At 57.0% G+C, this 25,738-nt stretch carries 19 protein-coding genes; 8 read left to right on the top strand and 11 right to left on the bottom strand.

Annotated elements, in window-relative coordinates:
- Positions 1-25: 25 nt before the first annotated feature.
- From C162_RS19025 to C162_RS18995, 7 genes are all read right to left on the bottom strand, one after another.
- Entirely contained in the window at positions 26-826 is an 801-nt protein-coding gene (locus tag C162_RS19025) for a polysaccharide deacetylase family protein (protein WP_036696567.1), read from the bottom strand.
- 101 nt (positions 827-927) lie between these two features.
- Positions 928-1,623 (bottom strand): DUF1961 family protein, encoded by a 696-nt coding sequence (locus tag C162_RS19020; RefSeq protein WP_036696566.1) that lies wholly within the window; start codon positions 1,621-1,623, stop codon positions 928-930.
- On the bottom strand, positions 1,620-4,595 hold the full coding sequence (locus C162_RS19015; protein ID WP_235218468.1) for an exo-rhamnogalacturonan lyase family protein: 2,976 nt from the start codon (positions 4,593-4,595) through the stop codon (positions 1,620-1,622). Before C162_RS19015 ends, C162_RS19020 begins: the two co-directional genes overlap by 4 nt.
- A gap of 118 nt (positions 4,596-4,713) precedes the next feature.
- Entirely contained in the window at positions 4,714-7,080 is a 2,367-nt protein-coding gene (locus C162_RS19010; protein WP_051493685.1) for a helix-turn-helix domain-containing protein, read from the bottom strand.
- Between the two features lie 90 nt (positions 7,081-7,170).
- Positions 7,171-8,772: an extracellular solute-binding protein gene (locus C162_RS19005; RefSeq protein ID WP_156949662.1), complete on the bottom strand. Its 1,602-nt coding sequence runs from the start codon at positions 8,770-8,772 to the stop codon at positions 7,171-7,173.
- Positions 8,773-8,814: 42 nt separating this feature from the next.
- Positions 8,815-9,699 carry a carbohydrate ABC transporter permease gene (locus tag C162_RS19000; protein WP_036696562.1) on the bottom strand — a complete coding sequence of 295 codons (885 nt, stop codon included), beginning with the start codon at positions 9,697-9,699 and terminating at the stop codon, positions 8,815-8,817.
- A 16-nt stretch (positions 9,700-9,715) separates the two neighbouring features.
- Positions 9,716-10,687 (bottom strand): ABC transporter permease, encoded by a 972-nt coding sequence (locus tag C162_RS18995; protein ID WP_036696559.1) that lies wholly within the window; start codon positions 10,685-10,687, stop codon positions 9,716-9,718.
- 470 nt (positions 10,688-11,157) lie between these two features.
- On the opposite strand from C162_RS18995, the gene C162_RS18990 reads away from it, so the two are divergent.
- A complete protein-coding gene (locus tag C162_RS18990; protein ID WP_036696557.1) occupies positions 11,158-13,146 on the top strand; it encodes a beta-galactosidase in 1,989 nt (662 codons plus the stop codon).
- Between the two features lie 106 nt (positions 13,147-13,252).
- Here the strand turns inward: C162_RS18990 and C162_RS37475 are convergent, their stop codons facing one another.
- A complete protein-coding gene (locus tag C162_RS37475) occupies positions 13,253-14,413 on the bottom strand; it encodes a methyl-accepting chemotaxis protein (RefSeq protein WP_051493683.1) in 1,161 nt (386 codons plus the stop codon).
- A 17-nt stretch (positions 14,414-14,430) separates the two neighbouring features.
- Positions 14,431-15,462, bottom strand: a complete 1,032-nt coding sequence (locus tag C162_RS18980) for an FIST signal transduction protein (RefSeq protein WP_036696555.1) — start codon at positions 15,460-15,462, stop codon at positions 14,431-14,433.
- Positions 15,463-15,683: 221 nt separating this feature from the next.
- On the opposite strand from C162_RS18980, the gene C162_RS18975 reads away from it, so the two are divergent.
- Together C162_RS18975 and C162_RS18970 are read left to right on the top strand one after the other, a co-directional pair.
- Positions 15,684-15,869: a hypothetical protein gene (locus C162_RS18975; protein WP_036696552.1), complete on the top strand. Its 186-nt coding sequence runs from the start codon at positions 15,684-15,686 to the stop codon at positions 15,867-15,869.
- Between the two features lie 42 nt (positions 15,870-15,911).
- Positions 15,912-16,400: a YfbM family protein gene (locus tag C162_RS18970; protein WP_036696550.1), complete on the top strand. Its 489-nt coding sequence runs from the start codon at positions 15,912-15,914 to the stop codon at positions 16,398-16,400.
- Between the two features lie 1,221 nt (positions 16,401-17,621).
- On the opposite strand, the gene tyrS is transcribed toward C162_RS18970, so the two are convergent.
- Entirely contained in the window at positions 17,622-18,881 is a 1,260-nt protein-coding gene (tyrS, locus tag C162_RS18960; protein ID WP_036696801.1) for a tyrosine--tRNA ligase, read from the bottom strand.
- Positions 18,882-19,472: 591 nt separating this feature from the next.
- Between tyrS and C162_RS18955 the strand changes: the two genes are divergently transcribed.
- Together C162_RS18955 and C162_RS18950 are read left to right on the top strand one after the other, a co-directional pair.
- Entirely contained in the window at positions 19,473-20,054 is a 582-nt protein-coding gene (locus C162_RS18955; protein WP_036696546.1) for a TIGR00730 family Rossman fold protein, read from the top strand.
- Between the two features lie 104 nt (positions 20,055-20,158).
- Entirely contained in the window at positions 20,159-21,664 is a 1,506-nt protein-coding gene (locus C162_RS18950; protein WP_036696544.1) for an amidase, read from the top strand.
- A gap of 391 nt (positions 21,665-22,055) precedes the next feature.
- On the opposite strand, the gene C162_RS18940 is transcribed toward C162_RS18950, so the two are convergent.
- Entirely contained in the window at positions 22,056-22,490 is a 435-nt protein-coding gene (locus tag C162_RS18940) for a MarR family winged helix-turn-helix transcriptional regulator (RefSeq protein ID WP_036696540.1), read from the bottom strand.
- Positions 22,491-22,609: 119 nt separating this feature from the next.
- Between C162_RS18940 and C162_RS18935 the strand changes: the two genes are divergently transcribed.
- From C162_RS18935 to C162_RS18925, 3 genes are all read left to right on the top strand, one after another.
- Positions 22,610-23,065: a CBS domain-containing protein gene (locus tag C162_RS18935; protein ID WP_036696539.1), complete on the top strand. Its 456-nt coding sequence runs from the start codon at positions 22,610-22,612 to the stop codon at positions 23,063-23,065.
- A gap of 178 nt (positions 23,066-23,243) precedes the next feature.
- A complete protein-coding gene (locus tag C162_RS18930; protein ID WP_051493682.1) occupies positions 23,244-24,449 on the top strand; it encodes an ROK family protein in 1,206 nt (401 codons plus the stop codon).
- Positions 24,450-24,495: 46 nt separating this feature from the next.
- Positions 24,496-25,470: an aldo/keto reductase family protein gene (locus tag C162_RS18925; RefSeq protein ID WP_036696538.1), complete on the top strand. Its 975-nt coding sequence runs from the start codon at positions 24,496-24,498 to the stop codon at positions 25,468-25,470.
- Positions 25,471-25,738: the final 268 nt, after the last annotated feature.

Genomic DNA, 25,738 nt, shown 5'->3' with positions numbered 1-25,738 from the left:
TCCTTCACTCTATCCCTGTTCTGTATCAGCCCAGATCCACAGTCTGTCCCCCAGGCACCTCGACTGCCGTACCGTCAACCTCCAGCCAGACCGCAGCCGCTCCCGGATTACAGACAAAATTCCTTGCCGCCGAGAACAGCAGCCCCCGGCAGGCCTTCATATATTGCACCAGCTCCAGATTCGTCGCATACCAGATGTCGCCGCGTCCGCCCGCCATGGCGCAGAAGCGCTCCATCAGGTCCCAGTTGTGGTCATTGTCGAACTCATAGCTATGTCCCCACACATACATCAGGTACAGATACTGCCGCTTATGCAGTTCCACAAAAGTCTCCCCGTGAGCCAGCAGCTCCCGGTTATGATGGCAGGTCGCCTGCCACTCCAGCCAGTCCTCCGGCAGGGCGAAGCCCCCGGTGGTCTGTACCGTCCGGGCATATTCAATGCCCAGATGCGGCAGCAGCGCCTTGATCTCCTGCGTATAGGAGCCGTTCGGGTAAGACATGCCTCGCACAGGCTGGCGGACCAGCCCTTCCAGCACCCTGCGGTCCTCCATAATCTCCTCCACGACCTGCTCCTGCGGGCAGCGCGCCAGCGTCGGATGACTCCGCGTATGCACACTGACCTCATGTCCATGGTAGAGAGCCGCAACCTCATCAGCCCTGATACGGTCCCCTTCGCCAAGCAGCCCGGAATTCAAATGGAAGCTGCCCTTGATTCCATGCTGGTTGAACAGCCCGACCAGCCGTTCATCCGCCCGCCGTCCGTCATCATAGCTCATGGTCAGCGCCTTATGACGGCCTTGCGGGTAGCAGTAATAGACTCCCGGCATTGCAGTAAAACCTCCTTCGTAATCGTCCATCCCTATATAGATTGAACTTGTATATTTTTTAAGCTATGGGATAGCCGTGACTCCAGCCACCTCTCCCAGCTTCAGGGAGCATAGACGACCAGATCGCTATATTCCGCTATCAGCGGGGCCATCTGCCGAAAGCCAAGTCTGCCGCCGCCGAGCAGCGGACCGAAGGACGAGCCGTCGTCCACCCATTGCAGCACCGGCAATTCATTGATGGCAAACGTCACAGCAGCCCCCCGCTTCACCACCAGCATCCGGTAGTCCGCAGTCATATCGGCGGTATCCGGCAGCGGGTCAGCGCCTTGGGCGACAAGGTGGAAGCCATAGCTTTTGCGCAGATTACAGGTGTGAAAAGCCCGCTCCTCCTCCCACATCCGGCGAAAATACGAGATATGATAGGCATCCATCTCCCCATGGTGGTACTGGTCATATTCGCCCGTGCGGGCCGGCAGGGACGGGTCGAACAGATCCTTGCCTCCTGCACCGGCAGCCGCGAAGAACAGAATGGCCAGCCCCGGCTCGCGCAGCGGGCGGAACCTCCAGGAGATGGCAAGCTCCGCTGGAAGAACCTCAGAACACCAGAAAACCACATTCGCCTTCTGTCCTTCCTCAGCCCCGCGGGTACTCTCCAGCCTTAACCGTCTCTGCGGAAAAGTAACTGCGCCCTCGCCTTCCATCCGGAAGCCCTCTACCTGCGCGGGCCCCTCAAGCGTATTGCGGTAGATCTCCCGCCAGCCCTCAGGAACATCTGCTCCACCCTGTAGCGTAGTCATTGAACCACCTCACCTTTCTCGGCACCGGCATTATGGTCAATTCCGGCACCGGCCCTCGCGCTAATCCTAGCTTCTGCACCAGCCTCAACATCAGTTCCAGCACCAGCTCCAGTTTCCGTACTCCCCACAGCTTCCGCATCAGCTACATCACCCGCTCCACCATCGCGTGCAGGCAAGGCTTCGGCAATCAGCTCCAGCGCAATAATCGTGTTCAGTGACCACTGTGAGGCTTCGTTCGTATTCATCCAGTCCACTTCATCCAGCGCTTCCATAGAAGTCACCTGCTTCTGCTCCGCTTGCAGATTGACCGTGCCGAACGGATTCTCAAGCAGGATGCTCCAGCAGCGTTCCGCCGTCGCCCGGTCATCCTTAACCCATGCGCCGTAGGCGGCAATAGCCACACTCAGCACCGGATGCTCGAAGCGCAGCTTGCCTGTAATTGCCCCCCCGGATCTAAGCCGTTGCTCTTCCTCCGGCAAATTATAGAAGACACCGAACTCCGCCAGCATGTCCTCCCACTCCGGGTCCTCCAGCATCATGGCCAGCTCGAACCACACCTGCGGCCCGCCCATGCAGATCGCCAGATGCCGTCCCCAGTTGTCATCGCCCATAGGACTGAGAATTCCCGTTGTGGGATCATATCCGTAGGTTGGCCCGGAGATCAGCCGCAGATTGACTGCTTTGATGCAGTCGATGCCGGTTAGGATTTTGTCGCGGTAGGCCGTATCCTCATAACGTTCCCAGCGGGTCATCCAATTAGAGCTGAACGCGGCCCAGTCCGGCCCCACCCGCACATGCGTCTTGAATTCATCCTTCGCAAAATAAGCCCGCATCGGGTCCAGATTCACCGTGGAATAATCCGCATCCTTCACACTGTCCATGATGTCGCCGGTCCGCTCATCTCCGGTCAGATAATAGTAGTAGCGGTGCAGGCCCGCCATAGCAATCCGAGCTTCCTTGCAGCCGCAGCCCCAATGCACGACATTGTGCCGGGAGCCAAGACCCGCATATTCCCCGAAATGATACACATCCACCTCGCTGGTATGCCTGGTCATCGCTTCTGCCATCCGGTAAATATCCGCGCGTCCGGTCCGCAGAAAGCTCACCCACAGCCACATATTCGGTACCAGTTCGGCATTCTGCCAGGCACAGCCGCCCAGATCATAATTCCAGACATGGCGGACCGGATCATAGCTGTGCATGAAATCGCCATAATCCCACAGGCCATACCACTTCCGCTGCTCCATCTCCTTCTGGTAAAAGCTGATGATTCCGTCCAGCCGCTCCTCCAGGTACGCCTTGGCCGGCGTGCTCCGGTCCGGCAGGCTCCAGAGTCCAAACGCCCGGCTGCGGTGGTAATACCCGGGCTCACAGACCAGCAGCGGCGGTTCATCCGCCTGCTGCTGCATCTGCCGAAGCTGACCAGAATCCGGCGTCCGCGCGGTACACCACAAGGTCAGCTCGTTCGTATTGGCGATGCCGTAAGGGGTTGCCCGCAGCTCCTCCGCGCCTTCATAAGAGGACTCGACATGCGTCTTCGTATCATAGTGGCGCAAGTCCATCGCCTGTGCCTCCGGCGTCCAGAACCAGACCGTTAACGCCGCTTCCGCGCCGGAGGTGCCGCTGATCTCCAGCCCGGAGGGGTGCTTCTGCCAGAAATCCTTCACTCCGGCAGCCAAGCCTCCGCCGTCAGAGCCGACATAGCCCAGTCCGCCTGCCCGCCGGCCTTCCGCCCCTTTAATCCAGGTGCAGTCCGACCCTGTCCGCTTATGCACGGCATAATGCTCAGACGAATCCTGCACCAGCCGGAAGTCATCCCATACCGCCGAATCCTGGAGCAGTCCCGTGAAGTACGCATCCTCTACGGGATCAAAGTGCTGGCTCTGCCCCTCAAGCTGCCCGGCGAACATACCGGCATATTTGCCCCGGGTTCTGCGGGTCTGCAGCGTCTTGGGGGATTCGCTGAAGATTCCCCCGCTGCCCGCCAGCCGGACATGTCGGTTATACAGCGGACCGCTGAGCGGCACCTTGAACAGCAGGCCCAGCCCCTTGATGAAGTCCTGCTGCGGGTTGCCGTCATAATGGAAGGTATGCACCAGCCGGATGGATGCAAGCCCGGCATAGAAATAGAGCCGCAAAGTATAAGGAAGCCATTCCCGGGCTCCCCTTGTACTTCTGTGCCGTCCGTCCAGCCGGATCACGGCACGCACCGGTCCCCGCTCCTCCAGGCTGGCCTTCAGCGTCACTCCGGTGAACCGTTCCTGCCGCAGCTTCAGCTCCCCGCTGAGGATGTCCCGCTGTTCGCGGAGACAGAGCAGCTCGCTTCCGCTGCACACCAACTGCTCTGCCGGGCAGGGTTGATTCGCCGCGCCTATAGCTGCACCGGCTGAATCTGCACCTGCATCCGTAGCTACACTCACATCCGCACTCGCACCTGCACGCTCACCAGCCACCGTGCCCACACTCACGCCCGCACTCGTACCCGCACCTGAACCCGTCACCGCCTCCGCAGCTCTGTAATATCCATGATCATCGTCCGGTCCCCCGGATTCCGCCGTTCCCCGGCGGATAATCCGCGAGATCACGCCCGGGCCATGCTTGACCACGGTGCAACGAATGCTGCCTGTATCGACAATATAAGCCTCCTCTGTCTCTGCCACGGACAGCTGAAAGGCTGCGGACACAGCGCTCTGCCCGGCAGAGCGTTGCAGCGTATATCCTGCCGTACTCCCTTCAGGGCATACGGCAGAATGCAGGGACCATTTGATGCTGCCGTCCGGCCAATACGCAGCCGGACGGCTCTGCAGCGGCAGGCGGGAGCCGTTATCCGCCCCGCCAAGATATAGCGCGGCCAGTTCTCCGCGCTTCAGATCTCCCTTGGACCAGGGGACACCCCAGGTCACCCCCGCAGCCGCAGCAGGCGGCTTCAGCCATCGTAACTGGACTGGCAGGGCCGAGGATAAAGAGGTCATCTTCTGTCATCTCCTTGATGGGACATCACCTGGACGATTGAGCCGTTGCCGGAGCAGGAGGCCTGCGGACGCGGGATCACGGAAAGTGAGCCGCTGTCATTCTGAAGCCGGTCCCCGCTTACCGGGTCCCATTCTCCTTCTCCCCCTCCTGCCGGATCAGTTCACGGTAACGTGTCGGAGTGATATCCTCCTGTTTTTTGAAAATCCGGTTGAAATAACTCTGCTGATAGCCAACCTGCAAGGCGACATCGTTCATCTTCAGATCGGTGTCACGCAGCAGTTCCTTCGCCTTGGTGAGCCGCAGTTCCGTTACATAATCAATGAAATTCTGCCCGGTGACCCGCTTGAACGACTTACTGAGCAGAAAAGGACTGGTCCCTGTATAATCCGCACAGCTGTCCAGTGAGATATTGTCCATATAATGCTGCTGAATATACAGCATCGCCTGGTCAATGGTCCGCCTTATCCCGGCGTCGGAGCGCTCGCACAGCTCCTTCAGGAAGGGAGCGATAACCTGTGTGCGGAACCAGGAGAGAATCAGCCCCGGCTCATGGATCTGCGAGAGGCTGGCATACAGATTCCTGCCGCCGAATAGCTGGCTCTGGGCCATCCCGGCCTCCAGCACCGCATGAAGGATCGCGCCGAGCAGATGCAGCATCCCCTGCTGTACGTCGATCACCTTCGCGCCGCCTGCGGAGAGCGTCTCCAGGAATTCCTCCAGCAGCCGGTCCGCTTCCTCCGCTTCGCCGGTCCGCAGCGCCTGAATCAGCCCGCGCTCCAGCGCGAAGGAATACTGCGGCATAGGTGTGCCCTGCCCCTCCCGCTCCAGCTGCTCTAGACTGATAATCTGGTTCCCGCCCCCGTACCTGCTGTGACTGGCCGCCTGCTTCGCCGCCTCGAAGGACCGCGGAACCGCGGAGATGCTCCCGATCCTTGCACTGTACGCCACCGTGGCTTGAAGCTTAAGCATCCGGCTCAGGGTAGCCGCCAGCTCTTCACCGAAGGCCCCCACGCGGGCCGGGTCCGGGCCGCTTCCCGGTTCCATCAGCAGCATACCGGAGGTAAGGTCATGCAGATTGACCGTCTCTGCCCGGCCGAAATGCTCCTTAGCAAGCTCCCCGATGATATTTACAGCCGCGAACGACACCAGACTCTCGTCACCGCTGCGGAATTTGGCTTCCAGGCTGGAGATGCCGGTCAGCTGGATATACAGCACCACGAAGGTACAGTTCTCCACTTCCCACTTGTACTGCTTCATCCGGCTCTGCAAGTCCTGTTCGGAATAGGCATACAGATACCCCTGGAACAGCTGGTGGAGGAAGCTCTGCTGCACATGCGGAAGCTGCTCCGAGAGCGTGTACTCGAGGGCGTGCTGCTGTCCGTGCAGGTTCTGCCAGTGCCGCTCGATCAGCGTCAGCTCATCCACCCGGTCCCCGGAGGCCGCATGCTCGGGAAGCAGGGTCTGAAGCAGACGGCGGACCGGCGAATAGATTCTGCGGGAGGCAATCCAGGACAGGACTGCCGCCAGCAGCAAGGCGCACAAGCTGACCAGAATAATCATCCGGGACAGCCAGACCACCGGAGAGGTAACGCTGGAAATCGGCGAAGCCGATACATACCGCCATTCACTGGCAATCCGCGAGAAATCACCATAGGTCACCGCATAAGTAACCCCGTTCCAGTCATACAGAAAGGACCCGCTATCCTGGCTGCCTCTGGCTGCAATAGCAGCCCGCAGCGCCGTAACGAGCGGCGTTGGGGTATCCATCCCGGCCCCCGAGATGAACAGCCCGCCGGATTTCTGCTCCATGAACACCTCCCCCGTGCTGTACGGGGTCATGGTCCGCAGCATCGCCGATACCTTCTCTGTATCCATCCGCAGCAATAGCGCCCCGAAGGGCTCCCGGCTGCCGCCGGGGATCTGGTGCACCAGCGTCAGCTCCTTCTGCTCCGGCTTCTCCGGTTCAAAAGCCCACTCCGTCCAGTACGTGCTCCGCTCCTGCTTCAGCAGCTTCGAGTACAGTACTTCCTCCTCCGCAGCCAGCGTCCCGTACTCCGTGCCGAAGCGCACCGGCTGTTTACCGGCCAGATACAGCTCAACCTGCCGCACCATAGAATTCGAGCCCTGCATGACTACCAGTGTCTTCGTAATATCCCAGGCCCGTTCATGATTGCGGATGAAATCCATGTTGCTCAGCCCGTAGTCGAACTTCGGATCGAATGCCCAGTGGGCCAGCATCAGCTCCAGATTAGACAATTGATCATTGATGTTGTCCGCCCGCTGCTCAATCTGCCGGTTATGCATCCGGAGCAGCTCCTTCTCCAGATTTCCCCCGGCCATAAAATAGACCAGCAGCCCGATGATCAGCCCGGGAATGGACGAGACGATCAGCACAATAATGAGATTATTGCGGTAATAACGGCCCTTGCGTCCTGTCCGGCCTCGCGTATACCTGTTCCGTGCTCCTGCCCCTTCATTCTCCATTGCATTCACCAGCCGAATCCTTAGTTTAGAGTTGCAGCTATGCAGCCGCAGCGGGCTCAGACCGGCCGGAGACTGGAGCAGGACCGGGTTTTACTTGCCCGCTGAGGCGTACAATTCGTTCATTTCCTTCACAAGCTCATCTCCGCCGGTCTTCCGCCATACCTCAAAAGCGGACTTCAACCCGGCCTCATCCATCTGACCGACAATGAATTTGATGCGCGCATCGTTGATTACGTTATCCAGCTGTGAGCCTTTTTGCGTATAGACTGCCGAGATCAGCGCTTCCGCCGGATTGGTCACAATCGTCGCTTCATTCGTCTTCTGTACCTCGGTCTGCTTCAGCCGCAGCGGGGTCTGTTTCACTTGCTTCGCCTTGTCCTCAGGGATGAACGGCAGCATCTGGTTCAGGCCTTCCACTTCCGATTCCAGCAGAACGGTATCGCTGGAGCGTTCGATGTATCCATCCACCAGCTTATAATGCACGCCTTCAATTCCATAGTTCAACATCGTCTGCAAATCCTCATCATTCAGCCGGTCCAGGAAGGCCAGCACCTGCTTCAGCTCCTCCTCGGTTTTGACCGAAGACTTCGGAATCGCCAGCATGCCGGAGAAGCCGGAGGTCGGGAGAGTATGCAGCGCGCCGTCCGCTCCGCTCACACCGCCGATAACATCCATATAATGACGTTCCGGCTCATCTTTGCCTTCCTTTTGGAGGGCGGCATGAATCTTGTCATCCAGCCGTGCCGCGTTATCGACCACATCGACGATGACACCAGCCTTGTTGTTGACGACAGGATCATTCCATTTGGAGCTGTCCATCACCGCGAAGTCGGCGTTGATCAGCTGCTCATCGTACAGCTTTTTCATAAATTTAAGCGCTTCCAAATAACCGGGATATTCATGCTCAGGCACGAGCTTCCCTTCCTGAACGCCCCACTTGTTCGGAGATCCGAACCACAGCTTCATCGTATCGAAGCCGCTGGCCCACTGGCCGGTCCACTTGACCAGCACCATGCCGTACGTATCCGCCTGGCCGTTGCCGTCCGGGTCCTGCTCCTTGAACGCTTGCAGCATCGAATAGAAATCATCCACCGTCTTCGGGTTCTCAATCCCCAGCTTCTCCATCCAGTCCTTGCGGAACACCACGCCGTTACGTCCCAGCGCCCGCCCTCTGTAGATCCCGTAATTCTTGCCGTCGATGGCCGAGTTATTCAGAATGACCTCCTTCGCCCCGCTGAGATTCTGATAATCCTTGAGATACGGACCCACCTCCCAGAAAGCGCCGGATCTGGCCGCATTGACGAAGCTGGACGCTTTCACGTCGCCTACATACATAATATCAGGCAGCTTGCCGGAAGCCAGCGTAATGTTGAATTTGTCGGCATACGATGCATTCGGCACCCATTCGAAATGGATTTTGGTGTTCGTCAGCTCCTCCAGCTTGGCGGCGACCGGACTGCCGTCCTTCGGATAATTGGTTTTGAAAATCGGCAGCATCAGCGTCAGCTCAAGCGGCTTCTCTCCCTTGGCTGTACCGTCCGTCTTCCCGCTGTCAGCGGCAGGGTCCTTCTGTCCCGCACCCGCATTCTCCCCGTTTCCGCCGCAGCCGGACAATACACTTAGCAGCATAATCATAGCCAGCAGCATGAACAACCCTTTTTTCGCAGACCGTGAACCTTCACTCCGCTTCATCTTCTTCATCACTTGGCCTCCCTTTATATGTTGACTAACCGCTTACCCTTTGACTGAACCCAGCATCACCCCTTTGGCAAAATGCTTCTGCAGAAACGGATACACGCACATAATCGGCAGGGTGCCGACCACGATGACGGCCATTTTGATCGACTGCTCCGGCGGCTGCACGAAGTTCGGGTCCATCGAGCTGAGATCCCCCGCTGCCGACTGGGACAGCATGACGATCTGGCGCAGCATCACCTGCAGCGGCCACTTGGACGGGTCATTGATGTAGAGTAGCGCCGAGAAGAAGTTATTCCAGTGTCCGACCGCATAAAAGAGGGTGAACGTCGCCAGCACAGGCTTCGACAGCGGCAGCACAATCCTCCACAGCAGCCCCAGCTCCGTGCAACCGTCGATGCGCGCCGCCTCCTCCATCTCAGCGGGAAGCTCCTGGAAGAAGTTCTTCACGATAATCAGGTTGAAGGCGCTGATCGCCCCCGGAAGAATTAAGGCATTCAGCGTATCGAGCAGATGCAGCTCCCGGATTACCAGATAGGTGGGAATCATCCCGCCTCCGAACAGCATCGTGAATATCACCAGATTGAGGATCAGATTGCGGCCCATCAGGTACCGCTTCGCCATCGGATACGCCATGGTAACCGTGAAGAACAGATTGACTGCCGTCCCGATCACTGTCACGTACAGCGACACCCCGATGCTACGGACAATGGTATCCGTGGAGAAAATAAACCGGTAAGCGTCCAGCGAAATGGTCGTCGGAACCAGAAAGACCGCGCGCTTCGTAATTTCCGCCTCGGTGGCGAAGGAACCGGCGACGACAAACAGGAACGGCAGAATGGCCGCGATCCCGATGATGCCCAGCACCAGGTAATTAAACACGTCAAAGGTAATCTCTCCGGCGCTGCGGTAACGTTTAGCCACACTCTTGGCCTCCTTTTCAATATAATCCAGATTCGCCTGACTTCTTGGCGAGCCAGTTGGTGCCGAGCACCAGCACGACCCCGATTACCGATTTGAACAAGCCGACTGCGGTGCTGTAGCTGAATGCCCCCTGGGTAATTCCCAGCGCATACACATAGGTATCGAAGACCTCGGCCACCTCGCGGTTCAGCGCATTCATCATCAGATAGATTTGCTCGAAGCCGTTATCCAGAATCGTACCCATCCGCAAAATCAGCAGAATGACAATCGTACTGCGGATCGCGGGCAGCGTAATATGCCAGGTCTGGCGCCAGCGGCTGGCTCCGTCCACCACGGCGGCTTCATATTGCTCCACATCGACACCGGCCAGCGCAGCGAGGAAAATAATCGTCCCCCAGCCGCATTCCTTCCAGATGGTCTGCAGAATAATCATCGGGCGGAACCAGTCTGGATTGGCGAGGAAATCAATTTTGTGCCCGGTAACTGTGTAGAGGAATTCATTGACCGCACCGCCCTGGGTCGTAAGGAACACGTAAGAGATACTCGCGACGATGACCATGGAGATGAAGTGGGGCACATAGATCAGCGTCTGAACCGTCCTTTTGTAGAAGGACAGCCGGATCTCATTCAGCAGCAGGGCCAGGATAATCGGTGCCGGGAAAAAGAACACCAGATTATACAGCGACAGCACCAGCGTATTGCGCAGCAGCATGAAGAAATCAGGATTCTGAAAAAACGTGCGGAAATGCTCCAATCCGACCCAGCTGCTTTTCCAGAAGCCCAGAAAAGGCTGATAATCCTTAAAGGCGAGCAGCACTCCCCACATCGGTACATATTTGAACACCAGGAAATATAGGAGTCCGGGGCTGAGCAGTATGTAGAGCCATTTGTCCCGCTTCAGACGTCTGAAGCGCTGCTCGCGCCTGCTGCGGCGGAAGCTTGTACCCGCGCTGATCTCTGCTGCCCCCATTGCCGCTCCTTGCTTCATTTACCTTCACCTCCGTATGGATAAGCAGCCTGGCTAGTTCGCTTCACTACATTGCCGTGGCTGCGCTTTCTATTATGGTTGGCGGGTGTTTTTCCGGCAATCGGACTTTTTGGACAGCGCTTTGTACGCCTTCTGCACCGCTTCCGCAATAAAGTCCAAAACCGGCAAAAGTTTACTATTGATTGTGGGGGGAGGACACTATATAAATTAAACCTTGTAAATACTCAGTATGGGATAGCCGTGACTCCAGAGAAGTTTTGGGCTTCCGGCCGCTGTTGTCTGCAGATTTCTTGATATATACCGTTTTTAACGGTTGAAATCCGCATACAAAGGCGGTCGCTATCGCTCCTACAGCTCCAAAATTCCCCTCCGCCACTTTCCCTGTCTGTAATTTTCAAATTCAATTGATATAGATCGAAAGAAGTAAAAATACATCGCCCATATGGGGCTTTTTCCAGGAGGTTATAATGATGAAGCAAAAGCTATATTACGGTGCAGCATGGTACCCTGAGCTGTGGGGAGAAGCTGAGCGGCAGCAGGATCTTCAGCTCATGCAGGAGACCGGGATTAATCTGGTACGCATGGGCGAGTTCATCTGGTCGCTGCTGGAGCCGGAGGAGGGTTCCATCGATGTACGGCCGTTCGCTGAGCATATCCTTCAGCTGCATGATCACGGCATCGATACGGTCATGTGTACGCCGACCGCGACCCCGCCAATTTGGCTGACTCACGGGCACCCGGAGCGCCTGCACATCCGGGCAGACGGGGCGGTAATGAGCCACGGGTCCAGACAGCATGTCTGCACGAATAATCCTTATTTCCGGCAGCGGGCGGCGCTGATCACGGAAGAGCTGGCCCGGGTGCTGGGTCCGCTTCCGGGCTTAGTCGCCTGGCAGCTCGACAACGAGCTGAAGGCGCATGTGGCGGAATGCATGTGCGGGTCCTGCCGCTCACTGTGGCATGAGTGGCTGGAGCACCGCTACGGAAGTATCGGCGAGCTGAATAATGCGTGGGGAACCGGCGTGTGGAGCCAGATGTACCAGCGGTTTGATCAGGTGCCGCAGCCGGTGGCTACGCCTTTCCTGCATAATTCATCGCTCGTCACCCAGTACCGGCTGTTTCAGATGGAGAAGGTTGCGGAGTTCGCGGGGGAACAGGCGGCGATCATCCGCCGTCATTCGGCAGCTCCGATTACGCATAACAGCAATGTTCCTTTTCATCTGGACAATGAGCAGCTGTTCCGGGAGCTTGATTTCGCTTCGTTCGACACCTACGCCTCCCAGGCCAACAGGCACGCTTATCTGCTGAACTGTGATCTGTGGCGCGGCTTCAAGCCCGGGCGGGATTTCTGGCTGATGGAGACCGGCCCGGCCTATGCCGCTTCGCTGACAAGCTACGGCGAGCCGCATCCGGACGGCTATCTCACCGCTGAAGCCGTGGCTGCCTACGCACTGGGGGCAGGCGCCTTCTGCTACTGGCTGTGGCGGCAGCAGCGCACGGGCAGCGAACAGACGCACAGCTCGATCATCAGCGCCTGGGGCCAGCCTGCGCTCGGATATGACAATGTGCGCAAGGCTTCCGCTGCCAGGCTGCGGATCGAGCCGCACATGCTGAATACCCGGCCGGTGCAGGCCGAGGTGGCGATTACTTATTCGGACCGGGCCAAGGCGTTCCTGGCTACGGAGCCGCACCGACAGCTGAACTACCGTTCCCTGCTGGGGGACTTCTACAGACGGATTCTCGATCAGGGGATTCACCGTGACCTGCTGCCGGAGAGCGGCGATTTAAGCGGCTATAGGCTGCTGTTCACGCCTTACATCCATTATCTGTCGCCGGAATACATGAAGAAGGCGCTCGCCTTCGCTGAAGCCGGCGGCATCTGGATTGTCGGCCCGCTTAGCGGAGGCCGCACAGGAGAGCATACCCTGCATACAGATGCTGCGCTGGGGGAACTGGAGCGCTTCGCCGGAGTGAACACTACCTTCGTCTACCCGATGGAGGGGACGGGCAGCATCGGGGAGGCCTTCGGCCACACCGCGCCGCTGTCGCTATGGAGCGCGGTGTTCGAGCCGCTGCCGGGCGGTGCCTCCGTAATCGGCGTCATTACGGAGGGCCGGACGCCGGGCCGGGCCTACCTGACAGAGCAGCCCTATGGCCTGGGAGCCATCGTGATGCTCGGCTCGCTGCCCTCGGGCGGCGAGGGCGACAAGCAGCTATGTGCGCTGATTGAGCATTATGCCGCCCGCGCCGGGGTCACCCGGCGCAGCGATGTCACGCCAGGCACTATTCTCTGCCCTAGACGCGGCGCTGCCGGAGAGCTGTGGACGCTCGTCAACATGGACGGGCTTGGCGGCAGCATCACTCTGCCGCACAGCGGGCAGGATGTGTTGACCGGCACTCCCGTACCTGCCGGTCCACTGTCCATTGGCGCTTATGAATACAGGCTGATCTCGCTGTAGTAGTGGAAGATCCTCCTGCCGATGGCAGAGGGCGGTTGCCCAGCACAACACAAAAACACCCGGCACCATCTCCCGCCGCCGGGTGTTTTCCTTTTACCATATCTGATTATACGATAGCCTTCTCTGCTTCTTCCGCCTGCTGGAGCAGCCCGATCTGATGCAGATGATTCAGCAGCTGCTGGTAATGGTCGGCCTTCTTCTGAACGGTAAGAACCAGCTTACGGAACTGGTCTGAGTCCTGACCCGATTTCTCCAGAATGCGCAGCAGGTCGCTGTTGATCTGCTCCACATCCTCCATGCTGCTCTCCTGGGACTCCTGGATTGCCTCCAGATGCTCGAAGACCTGCTCCTCTGCTTCTACAATCTCATTCATGTATAACGTGGACTCACCGATCTTCGCCGTGGTCTCGTTCATCGCGAGCGTTCCATCCCCGGACTTGCTGTGAATCTGCTCCATGACGCGGGTCATTCCTGAGAGTGAACCCATAATCTCCTTCACATGGCTGCGGGTGCTGTCAGCAAGCTTGCGGATCTCTGTGGAGACAACGGCGAAGCCGCGTCCATGTTCACCGGCCCGCGCCGCCTCAATCGCCGCATTCAGCGAGAGCAGATTCGTCTGCTCGGCAATATCCGTGATAATCTTGGCCAGCTGCTCAATGCTGTGGAAATGCTCCCGCAGATCCTCATTCAAAGCAACGAACTCCGTAAATACCTCCGAAGCCTTCAGCATTTCCGCAGAGATCTGGATATTGGCTTCCTTAGCAAATTCGATTTTGTTGGAGGAGTAGGACAAGCTGCCGTACATTTCATTAATCAGATCTTCAGTCTGTCCGTTGTTGGTCTTCAAATGCTCCAGAAGCTGCTGAGTCCCGGCAATTTGGCCGATCATCTCCCCGCCGCCTGCCCGCAAGGCCTCGAAGTCCTCCACCAGTTGGGCCTCTTCCTTCAGAATAGCTCCAGTCTCAAGGCGGATCTGCTCCGCCAGGGCATAGGCATGTCCCCCAAAAGACACCGTGCCTGAAGCGTGTGCAGAGGGTTCTTCGCTATCTTTACCGCTGTAAGATACAGGTGCGTTAGCGCCCGCTTCCTCTACTGCGACTTTTCCCTCTACTATAACCGTTTCTGTTGATGCGGCCGTACCCTTAGCCTCAATCACACGCTCTGCCAGGGCTTTCTCCGCTAACCCGCTTGTATTACTGTGACTTTGAACGCCTCCAACAGAGGGGGTTCTCCCCCAAGCTGTGCGCAGTTTGCTTAACCACTCCATCCGATTTCAACTCTCCCTTATTCAACCAGCAGCAGAATCATGGTCTGATTGGCATGCTTAGTATAATATTGCTCTCCATAGCTGATGAAGCCTGTAGTGTTGCCGCAGAACCCAAGCATCGTCTCGTCAAAAGCTCCCCAAAGACCGTCCCGTGTAAACAGCTGGTCCCGCAGCGTACAGTTAATATTGAGGACAAACGAAGGCTTGAACGGACTGCTGCCCAGCGTCTCCTCCAGCACTGCCAGCGGATCGGCAGAACTCAGCAGCTCCACATATGTACTAGACATAATCTGGCTGTAAAATGTGACAGAGCCGTCCGGATGAACCGCCTTCGGGGAGGCTATGATCAGATCATCCTCGTATCTTTTGCCCAGCGGGCTGCTCAGAAAATGCTCTGCCAGCTCCTTCTCCGGCACGCCCAGGACACGCGCATATTCCCCGGCTGCAGGCCGCCCGTTGAAGGAATAGACCCGTCTGCCGAACACATCGGCTTCTGTCACCAGCAGCGTCTTCCCGGACGGGACATATATATTCTCTTTGACGAGGGCAGTGCTGGCAGGCATATTGAAATAAATCCCCAGGTTCCGCACCCGGCGGGTTCCTATATAGAGGTAAGTCTCGCCGCGCTCATCATCAGCCGCACTGCCGCCAATCACCTTGAATTGCGGGTCCATGAAATACAGCGAGGAGAGCAGCATCTCTTCCATCCCGCCTGTGCCGTCACAGAGCAGCATCAGAAATGCGTTCGGATTGCCCCGGACCTTGCGGTAAGCAATCTCCAGCGTACTTGCGCTAAGCACGGGAGGGTGCAGAATGCCCACAATCTCTGCTATACCGGCTTCATATTCAAAACCGGTAATTACGCCGCTGCGGTAGCCCTGCGGAGTATATTCCCCCTTGGTTGAGCACAATACTGCCCGCGAAGGCGCATGACGGGATAATTCCCGGACAGCCGCAGCCGCAGCGAACAGCACCAGGCCACGGTTCACATCCAGCTCCTCCAGATGGTGCCTGGCCTCGTCCAAGGTGTCAAAAGATACAGCAATCATTATGTATACCAAACCTTCCTTTGCGGAGATTTCTCCCGCATACTGTTACTGAAAAATTAAGTTATAATTTTCAATACTCCCTATGGTAAAACCAGAACCGGGTTCATTGTCTGTGAACAATGTCGCAGCCTGTGCCGGGTTTCCGTGAAACAAGGTTGAGCCCTTCCTGCAAACCCTGTATCATGAATATATCACAGATCAGAGAAAAGAGGCTTAGGCATATGACCTATTCCCAACGCTCCACCCACCCTGCCGCCGCATCCGACTACACATATCTGGAGTATCAGATCGGCATAGCCGCCGATGAACTGGCAGTTGCTGTGAAGGCGCAGGACGAGCCCCGGGCAGAAGCTATCCGGCTTAAGATTGCTGAACTCGAAGACAAGCTTGCGCTGCTTGAGGATTAAGCACAACTACTCTATCCCTAATATGGAAGGACGGCTGATACAATGGCGATACGCGGGTATTACTTTGCAATGGAAGATGAACTGGTGCAGCAGATTGCAGCAGGGAACACCCTGCTGGGGAGCCTGAACATAGACAAATACCCCGGGCTGGATATCGACCGCGCCTGGGAGGCGATTCACTACCTGCTCTGCGGAGATATATCGGATGGACCTGCGCCGCTCGGATATGTGGTTCCGCTGCATTCAGACCAGGGTATTGAGTTCGGGGCATACGGGGCATTCTGCCTGCGTGCCGGACAAGTGGCCGAAGCGCTTGACGCCATCTCCGGCTTGGATGAAGCGCAGCTGCGCCAGCAGTATGATTTCCGGACCATGGCCGAGGAGGAGGTCTACCCGCTGGACCCGGATACGGTGTCTGACAATGATGCGGATGCGTTCTTTGCCTACCTGCTCCAGTTCTTCACCGAGATCCAGCGGTTCTACAGCCAGACTGTGGCCGCTGGTAAAGGCATTATTTTCTATTTGTTTTGAAGCCTGGCTCTCCCGTCAGATGTCGCGCTGGACTGGGTGGGTGTCCGGCGGGGAAGGGGCGTACGCTGAATTTCAGGTGCACTTGTGCTCCTGATTAGCTCATTTCGGCCGCTTGCGCTGAATTCAGGTGCACTTGTGCTCCTCATTGGCTCGTTTCGGCCGCTTGCGCTGAATTCAGGGGCACTAATGCTCCTGATTAGCTCATTTCGGCCGATTGCGCTGAATTCAGGTGCACTTGTGCTCCTGATTAGCTCATTTCGGCCGATTGCGCTGAATTCAGGTGCACTTGTGCTCCTCATTGGCTCGTTTCGGCCGTTTGCGCTGAATTCAGGTGCATTTGTGCTCCTGATTAGCTCATTTCGGCCGTTTGCACCGAATTCAGGTGCACTAATGCTCCTCATTGGCTCGTTTCGGCCGTTCGCGCCGAATTCAGGTGCACTAATGCTCCTCATTGGCTCGTTTCGGCCGTTTGCGCCAAATTCAGGTGCACTAATGCTCCTCATTAGCTCATTTCGGCCGATTGCGCTGAATTCAGGTGCACTTGTGCTCCTGATTGGCTCGTTTCGGCCGTTTGCGCCAAATTCAGGTGCACTAATGCTCCTCATTGGCTCGTTTCGGCCGTTTGCGCCAAATTCAGGTGCACTAATGCTCCTCATTAGCCTGCCTCTTCCCATCCGGCAGCCCCTCTGAGGGATTTATACACTTAATTTGCTCACTCAGCCTACTTCCGGCGATATCAAAAGGATTTATCCCTGTGATTTCACGAGGCAGCCACGCTTCCGGCCTATGGCGGTCAGGGATCAGATGGGAAACCAGCCTACACCCCGCGACCACCAAAAAAGGCTATCCCCGTCACTGCTGACAGCGGGATAGCCCAATCACTCAGTTACTTCACACCATTCTCATTCAAGCTCATCTATCTCAACCTCACTCATCTGTCTCACTCTAGCTCATCTAGCCCAGCACAACTCATCTGCCTCACTCTAGCTCATCTAGCCCAACACAACTCATCTGCCTCACTCTAACTCATCTAGCCCAACCCATCTCATCTACTCACTCTAGCTCATCTAGCCCAACCTCACTCAGCCATCTCACACTAACCACATCAACCTCGTTCCAGTTCACCATTAACCTCGTTCCAGCCTAACACCGCTCCAGATCCAGCTCAACATCCAGCTCACTCTATTCGCCTTCCGCAATCCATCACCCGGCAGCTTCCGCTTAGACCAGCTTCACCAGGCTGTAGTTCTTCTTGCCCTTACGGACAATGATGAACTTGCCGCCGATGGCATCCTCAGCCGTAATCTCCGTCTCCAGCTCGTTCACGCGTTCCCCGTTGATCGAGATTGCGCCTTTGGTAATATCCTCACGCGCCTGGCGTTTGGATGGCTCCACTCCCAGCTCAACCAGCCAGTCTACAATGTTCTTGGTTTCTTTGCCTGCTGTGAAGGTCGGCATTTCCTTGAAGCCTTCCTCGATTTCGTCCGCAGTCAGCGAGCGGATATCGCCGCTAAACAGCGCCGCACTGATGCGCTTGGCCTGCTCCAGCAGCTCCTCGCTGTGCACGAAGCGGGTCATTTCCTCGGCCAGCGCTTTTTGCGCTTCGCGTTTATGCGGCTCGGTAGCTACCTTCTCCTCCAGCGCTTCGATCTCCTCTTTGCTCAGGAAGGTGAAGTACTTCAGGTATTTGACCACATCGCGGTCATCGGTATTCGCCCAGAACTGGTAGAACTCGTAAGGCGTGGTCTGCTTCGGATCGAGCCAGATAGCGCCGCCGGCGGATTTGCCGAATTTCGTACCGTCAGCCTTCAGCATGAGCGGGATGGTCAGGCCGAAGGCTTTGGCTTCGTTGCCCTCTTTTTTACGGATCAGATCGAGGCCGCTCGTAATATTGCCCCATTGGTCAGACCCGCCGATCTGGAGCTGCACATCCTCGTGCTGGAACAGGTGCAGGTAATCCATGGATTGCAGAATCTGGTAAGAGAACTCGGTGAACGAGATTCCGCTGTCCAGCCGGCTGGACACTACGTCCTTCGCCAGCATCGTGTTGATGCTGAAGTTTTTGCCGATATCACGCAGGAATTCGATGACATTCATATCCTTGGTCCAGTCGTAGTTATTCACCATCCGCACCTGGTTGTCGCCATCGGTAATGAACAGCTTCTTCATCTGCGCCGTCAGGGCATCCACATTCTCCTGCACCTGCTCCAGCGTCTGCAACGAGCGCTCGCTCTGGCGTCCGCTCGGATCGCCGATCGTTCCCGTCGCTCCCCCGATCAGAATCACCGGACGGTGACCGGCCAGCTGGAAGCGCCGCAGCATCATGAATGGAATCAGATGGCCGATATGCATACTGTTGCCCGTAGGGTCTACGCCGCAATACAGCGATACCGCCTTACTCTCTGTCAATTCACGCAGTCCGTCCGCATCTGTCTGCTGGTTAATGGCATCGCGCCACAATAGCTCGTCAATAATGTTCAACATGTACAGCCCCTTTTGTGTAAGTGATTGTTCTATATCCCTTGGTATCCGTCAAAAAAAGAGCAGCTATACCGCATCAAGCCACAGAAGCCAAAAGCCTGCCGCGCAGGCACTAAGCCAGTATCCCCAGCACACAGACAACAAAAAATCGCCCCTTGTCTATTCAGACACAGGGACGATTAGTATTAACCGTGTTACCACCCAAATTGCACAGACCCCATATTACACACAAGTCCGTACCACTCTCAGGCGAGTTATCGTTCGCTTAGCTCCGCTTGGCATTACCCAAGATACTCCCGAGGCGTAATTCGCAGTCCGCTTGTGTGTACCGGGTTCCATCGACCCCCGGCTCTCTGGGAACAGGGACAAGGCTGCTACTGGCTCGTTCAACGTATACCAACTATAAGATTACAGAAAGTATAGCCGCTCCGCAAAAAGTTGTCAATGCAGAGCACCACCGCAATGAACCAGCCTGCTCCGGCACCGAGAAAAATGTTACATGCACCTGAATCCGTGATACATTAGGTAGAGGAAACAACCGTTCTTCACAGCACATTCCATTACCTTAAGACAAAGGAGAGTCAGCATCTTATGAAGAGTATCGCAGTATTCTGCGGTTCCAGTGAAGGGGCTTCGCCCGTATACAAGGAATCCGCTATTCTACTCGGCAAGGAGCTTGCCGCACGCAACATTACGCTGATCTATGGCGGAGCTACTGTAGGCTTGATGGGTGCTATTGCAGATAGCGTGATGCAGGCGGGAGGCCGCGTGATCGGGGTGCTGCCGCATTTTCTGAAGCAAAGGGAAATCGAGCACACCCGTCTGACGGAGCTGATTATGGTAGACTCTATGCACGAACGGAAGCTTAAAATGTCTGAGCTGGCGGACGGATTCATTGCTATGCCGGGCGGCCCGGGCACGATGGAGGAGTATTTCGAGATCTTCACCTGGGCGCAGCTCGGCCTGCATCAGAAGCCCTGCGGACTGCTTAATGTGAACCACTATTATGATCCGCTGATTGCCCTGTTCAGCAACATGGCCCGGGAACAATTCATGCAGGAGAAACATCATTCCATCATGCTGAACGCTACCACGCCGGAGGGCATTTTGCAGCAGTTCGCGGAGTATACCCCGCCTCCAGTGAAGCAATATCTTACAGATGAGCGCACTTGAAAAGTCTCTGCCCTCCTTATAACGCAATATACTATGCGCAAGACTGCAGCTATAGCCTGACCGCTAAGTAGCCTGCCTGTTCCTGCCAGAAAGAGGTTATACCTATGTCGTTGTCTGCTTATTCAGGTTATGATGCGCTGGGGCTTGCCGCCCTAGTGAAAGCACGGGAGGTCTCAGCGTGTGAGCTTGTGGAAGACGCCTACGCCCGGATGGATGAGGTGAATCCGCTGCTGAATGCGGTGGTACGCACCCGCCGGGAGGCCGCGCTGAAGGAAGCTGCGGAAATGCCTGTCGACGGCGATGATCTCACCCGCCCGTTCGCCGGCGTCCCCTTCCTGCTGAAGGATATCTCCCAGGCGATTGGCGGCGAACCGCTGACCTCGGGCGCTCTGCTGATGAAGGACAATGTCGCGAAGCGGGACTCTAACTATGTGGCCCGTATCCGGCGCGGCGGCTTCATTCCGCTGGGCCATACGAATACGCCGGAATTCGGGCTCAAAAATATCACCGAGCCCCTGCTCCACGGCCCGGCCCGCAATCCCTGGAACCCCGCCTGTTCACCCGGCGGCTCCAGCGGCGGTGCGGCGGCAGCAGTTGCCGCCGGGATCGTTCCGGCCGCCGGAGCCAGTGACGGCGGCGGCTCCATCCGCATACCGGCCTCGTTCACCGGCCTGTTCGGGCTGAAGCCGACGCGCGGGCGCACGCCGGTCGGCCCGGGGATCGGCCGCCAGTGGCAGGGCGCGTCGATTGATTTTGCGCTGACGCGCTCTGTGCGGGACAGCGCCGCGATGCTGGATCTGCTGCAGGTGGTGCAGCCGGAAGCGGCTTTTCAGACGCCGCTGTATCCGGGCGTCTACCTGGACGATCTGCTGAAGCCTGCACAGCGGAAGCTGCGGATCGCCTTCACCACCGCTTCGCCGGTGGGAACACCGGTATCCGTTGAGGCAGTAGAGGCCGTGCGGAAGACGGTCAAGTGGCTGGAGTCCGAGGGCTATGAGGTGGATGAGAAGCTGAGCCCGGTCAACGGAGTCCGGCTGATGGACAATTACTATACGATGAACGCCGGAGAAGTATCCGCCATGTTCCTGTCGCTTGAGAGCGCCATGGGCCGTGCAATTAAGGCAGAGGAAGTGGATATTGTCACCTGGGTGCTGGCCGAAGCCGGGAAGCAGGTCTCGGCGGCAGAATTCGTACACAGTCTGCACGAATGGGATGTAGCCGCTGCGCAGATGGCGGCGCTGATGGACCGCTTCGATCTGTATATTACCCCGGCCAATGCGGACTCCGCGCCGAAGGTTGGAGAGCTGACCCAGACTGCGGCGGAGACAGAGAAGCTGATGCAGGTCAGCGGGCTGCCCAAGGACGCGCAGCGGCGGATGATCTATGAGATGTTCGAGCCGAGCCTGACCTACACGCCCTTCACCCAGCTCGCCAATCTGACCGGCCAGCCTGCCATGAGCGTACCGGTGCACCTTACGGCAGAAGGGATGCCAATCGGCGTCCAGGTCATGGCCTCCAAGGGACGCGAGGATCTGCTATTGCAGCTCGCCGCTTGCCTGGAGCAATCCCCGCTGTGGGTGGGGATGAGAGGGAACCCGGGGTTTGCTTGAAGCCTGTTCTTGTTGCCTGAATAGAATGAGACACAAAGGGCCGTCCGCAGCGTGAAGTAACGCTGCGGACGGCCCTTACCCTGTTATGCATCATGCCCGGCATTTGCTTGGATTTATGGCGGGATACAGAAGGAGTGATTGTATTCTATACAACAGAAGCAGAACAAAAGCCTCCTAAAACACATTCTGCTGTATTTGCTGCAACAGAATGGAGCAGATCTGGCCGATCCAGGCTGTTTCTGCGAAATCTAATGTAGGAAGTACAACAGTGGGCCGAAACAGCCCCCTTTTTGCATCATCTGCATGTACAAAATACAATAGATTTCTTCCTTCCCAGGCTGAACACCCTTCCCGGCTCTCGCTGGCCCGGTTATTTAAACTCCGCGCCTCATCAGCCCTCCTCCAGAAAAGCCGCATTGAACTTCTGCAGCAGCTCCCCGAACAGATGTCCCTCCTCCTCCGACCAGCCTTTTAGCAGTTGTTCGATCATCTCCTGCCGGACCCGCCGGTTCTCCTCCAGACTCGCTTTGCCCGTCTCCGTAATCTGGAGCGAATAGGCCCGCCCGTCCACAGGGTCCGGTACCCGGGTGATGTGCCCCTTGCTCTCCAGTGAGGCAGCCTGCCGGCTGACCGTAGAAATATCCAGCTGAAACTCATCGGAGATTGCCTTGATCCCGGTAGTTCCCTCACGAGATTCAATGTGATGCAGCAGCAGGTAGGCCGCACGATCCAAATTGCCGATTTTTTTGAACGTGGTAATCGAAGTGAGACGGCGGAACAAAACCGCCATTTCCAGCTCTATTGTCTCAATTGAATGTTTGTCCATGCCGGTTGCCCCTCTTCTCTTTTATTCATTGACTTTACTCTTTTCACTTGTATAATACAAGTATATACTTTCATGATACAACTTATTTCTGCAGAAGCTAATTTTCAGGGGGAACCGGTATGAAAGCCCATGAATTCATGGTCCGTCAGGTGTACAAGGTTAAGCAGGAAGACACCGTACGGACTTTTATTGAGAAATGTATTGCCCACCGGATCAGCGGCATGCCCGTAGTCAATGACCGGAACGAGATTGTCGCCTACCTCAGCGACGGGGATATCATGCGCTATATCGGCAGGCATGAGGATCTGATCGTGGATTCTTTTTTCCAGATTAATGTGTTCGTCGGGGATAATGATCTGTTCGAGGAACGGGCGCAGAAGCTGCTGGGTCTGAACGTAATGGCTATCGCCAAGAAGAAGGTCATCACCGTGCATGCCGAAGAAGATATTGAAGCCATCGCTACCATCCTCGGCAAAAAGCAGATCAAAAAGGTTCCCGTTGAACGGAACCATGTGCTGGTCGGCATCATCAGCCGCGGCGATGTGATCCGCCATTCCTTCAAGGCGCTGCTCTAGCTCAAGGCCCTGTCTCCCAGAGCAGCGCCCGCTTATGCCCGCATGCCTGCTGCAGCAATCCGGCCTATGCCTCCCCTGTTAGACTCCTCTTGCATTCTCTCCTTGTGATAGTTGCGGCCCCCTGATTTTTGTGTCATTGTAAAAACAGGTCTAGTACATTATAAGGAGAGAATCGTCCGTGCTGCTCATTCACGAAATCATCGCCAATCCCAAAGCCAGGGAAATCTACCTCACCGTAAGAACACACGGTACCGTCTCCAAGCAGACCCTGCTGGAAGAAAGCGGACTGACGATAAGCACCTTAACGCGTATACTGGACGAATTGCTGTCCCGGGAGCTTCTGGTTGAAGTCGGCTTCGGCGAATCCACCGGAGGACGCCGCCCTACCCTCTATGAGACGAATCCGTCTTACGCTTATCTGCTGGGACTGGAGATCTCCCGTACCCATGCCAAGCTTGTGCTGACGGACTTTCATCTACGGCTGCTGGGCGAATATACCTGGAGCATGGATGCGGGGCTTACCCCCGAGCTGCTGATGGAGTCGCTCCACAGACAAGCCTTGCAGATGCTTGACGCAGCCTCCATTCAGCTCAGCCGGGTCGCCGGACTTGGCATTGGCGCAGTCGGTCCGCTGGACCGCACGGCTGGAGTCATCCTGAATCCGGCCCGTTTTCCTGCAGAGGGTTGGTCACAAGTACATATCAAGGAGCAGCTGGCGCAGCGCCTGGGGGTGCCTGTCTATCTGGATAATGGAGCCAATACGGCTCTGCTTGGCGAATACTGGGCCAGCAGCAACCGGATACAGCAGCATCTTCTCTATCTCCATGCCGGAATCGGCCTGCGCTCCGCCATTATGAACGATGGACGGCTGCTCTACGGCATCATCGATACCGAGGGAGCGGTCGGACAGATGATCATTGAAGGCTCAGGGCGGCCGCCGCAGATTCCTGGAGGCAATGCCGGGGCGTGGGAGAGCTATGTCTCGGTCCACACCCTGGAAGAACAAGCCCGTGAGGCATGGCGGCAGGGCAGCAGCGACAGGCTCCGCAGCTTGGCCGGGCATGCCGGGGAACTGGAATTCGCCCACTTGATCGAAGCGCTGAAGGAGCGCGACCCTGTTGTGGTGGGGTTGTTCAACGAAATGGCGGTGTACTGCGGCATCGGGCTGGCGAACCTGATCAATATTTTGCATCCCGAGGAGGTTATTCTCGGCGGGCCGCTGTTCCTCGCAGCAGATGATTTCTATCAGACGGCCACACAGATCGCCCTTGAGCGAACCTATTACCGGGAGCAGTATAACGTCCGCTTCACCCGAAGCAGACTGGGTGAGCGTTCGGTCGCCACCGGCGCATGTGCTGTGGTCCTTCACCAGTTGACGAATTAAAACACTGCAAGGAAACCCATTACCTTGAAGGAGGAATTGAGAGAATATGAAATATAGAAGACTGGGTAATACCGGACTGAAAGTCAGCGAGATCGGACTGGGCAGCTGGCTTACGTATGGAACAGCGGCAGAGCAGCAGGCGGCGGATGCTTGTGTCGCCAGCGCTTTTGAATGCGGTATCAATTTTTTCGATACGGCCAATGCCTATAACCGGGGCGAAGGCGAGAAGGCCATCGGTGCCGCACTCCGGCCTTATAAGCGCTCCGATTACGTCCTCAGCACCAAGGTATATTTCCCGATGGGCGACGGGGTGAATGACCGCGGGCTCTCGCGCAAGCATATTATGGAGCAATGCGAAGCCAGCCTGCGGCGTCTGGGCACCGATTATATCGATGTGTATTTCTGCCACCGCTTCGATCAGGACACTCCTGTGGAGGAGACGCTCCGCGCCCTTGATGATCTTACCGCCCAAGGCAAAATCCTCTACTCCGCCGTCAGCGAATGGAGCGCGGCCCAGATCTCGCAGGCGGCTGGCATCAGCCACAGACTGAACCTACGGCCGCTCGCCGCCAATCAGCCGATCTATAACATGTTCGAGCGGTACATCGAAGCGGAGGTGCTTGAAGTATCTGCCCATGAAGGCCTGGGACAGGTGGTCTTCTCCCCGCTGGCCCAGGGCATTCTGACCGGCAAATACAAGGCCGGTCAACTCCCGCCGGCCGGTACGCGCGGCGCGGATGATTCCGTGAACGGCGTCATCCGCAGCTACCTGCGGGATGATGTACTGGAGGTTGTCGGCAGGTTGGATACGCTTGCCGCTGAGCTGGACCTCAAGCTCTCCCAGCTCGCGCTCGCCTGGGTGCTGCGCCAGCCCGGCGTAAGCTCAGCGCTGATCGGTGCCAGCAGACCGGAGCAGGTGCTTGAGAATGCGCAGGCGGTGGATGCGGTGCTTCAGCCGGATACGCTGAAGGCGCTCGATGACATTCTTAGTGACGTAGCCGGTTTCGCCCCGGCGAGATAGGGACGGGGCGAGTGGGAGGTAGGGACGGGGCGTGGGCTGAGTAAGGTCGGGGTGAGGTATGACCAGGGCGTGGTGAGCCTAGGGCGGCGTTGGGACGGGGCGTGGTAGAGTGGAGATGGGTTTGTGGCAAGCGCAATGTAGTCGGTTTTTCGATTACATTGGGTCCGCACAGCACCATCCTGGTCATACCCCTGTCAAGTAGACAGAAGAAAAAACTAAGCAGCCAGCGCGTGTCGATACTCAATCGGCGCGCGCTGTTTCAGTTTCG

The organism is Paenibacillus sp. FSL R7-269, assembly GCF_000517865.1.
GTDB lineage: Bacteria > Bacillota > Bacilli > Paenibacillales > Paenibacillaceae > Paenibacillus_AQ.
Note: the sequence above shows the minus strand (reverse complement) of the source record. Positions and strands in the feature narration are given on the sequence as shown.

Coding starts and splice junctions, on each gene's coding strand:
- C162_RS19020 (WP_036696566.1), bottom strand. CDS start 1,623: ATGACTACGCTACAGGGTGGAGCAGATGTTCCTGAGGGCTGGCGGGAG.
- C162_RS18975 (WP_036696552.1), top strand. CDS start 15,684: ATGACCTATTCCCAACGCTCCACCCACCCTGCCGCCGCATCCGACTAC.
- C162_RS19025 (WP_036696567.1), bottom strand. CDS start 826: ATGCCGGGAGTCTATTACTGCTACCCGCAAGGCCGTCATAAGGCGCTG.
- C162_RS18990 (WP_036696557.1), top strand. CDS start 11,158: ATGAAGCAAAAGCTATATTACGGTGCAGCATGGTACCCTGAGCTGTGG.
- C162_RS19010 (WP_051493685.1), bottom strand. CDS start 7,080: ATGGAGAATGAAGGGGCAGGAGCACGGAACAGGTATACGCGAGGCCGG.
- C162_RS18980 (WP_036696555.1), bottom strand. CDS start 15,462: ATGATTGCTGTATCTTTTGACACCTTGGACGAGGCCAGGCACCATCTG.
- C162_RS18925 (WP_036696538.1), top strand. CDS start 24,496: ATGAAATATAGAAGACTGGGTAATACCGGACTGAAAGTCAGCGAGATC.
- C162_RS18955 (WP_036696546.1), top strand. CDS start 19,473: ATGAAGAGTATCGCAGTATTCTGCGGTTCCAGTGAAGGGGCTTCGCCC.
- C162_RS18970 (WP_036696550.1), top strand. CDS start 15,912: ATGGCGATACGCGGGTATTACTTTGCAATGGAAGATGAACTGGTGCAG.
- C162_RS37475 (WP_051493683.1), bottom strand. CDS start 14,413: ATGGAGTGGTTAAGCAAACTGCGCACAGCTTGGGGGAGAACCCCCTCT.
- C162_RS18995 (WP_036696559.1), bottom strand. CDS start 10,687: ATGAAGCAAGGAGCGGCAATGGGGGCAGCAGAGATCAGCGCGGGTACA.
- C162_RS18950 (WP_036696544.1), top strand. CDS start 20,159: ATGTCGTTGTCTGCTTATTCAGGTTATGATGCGCTGGGGCTTGCCGCC.
- C162_RS19015 (WP_235218468.1), bottom strand. CDS start 4,595: ATGACCTCTTTATCCTCGGCCCTGCCAGTCCAGTTACGATGGCTGAAG.
- C162_RS19005 (WP_156949662.1), bottom strand. CDS start 8,772: ATGAAGCGGAGTGAAGGTTCACGGTCTGCGAAAAAAGGGTTGTTCATG.
- C162_RS18940 (WP_036696540.1), bottom strand. CDS start 22,490: ATGGACAAACATTCAATTGAGACAATAGAGCTGGAAATGGCGGTTTTG.
- C162_RS18935 (WP_036696539.1), top strand. CDS start 22,610: ATGAAAGCCCATGAATTCATGGTCCGTCAGGTGTACAAGGTTAAGCAG.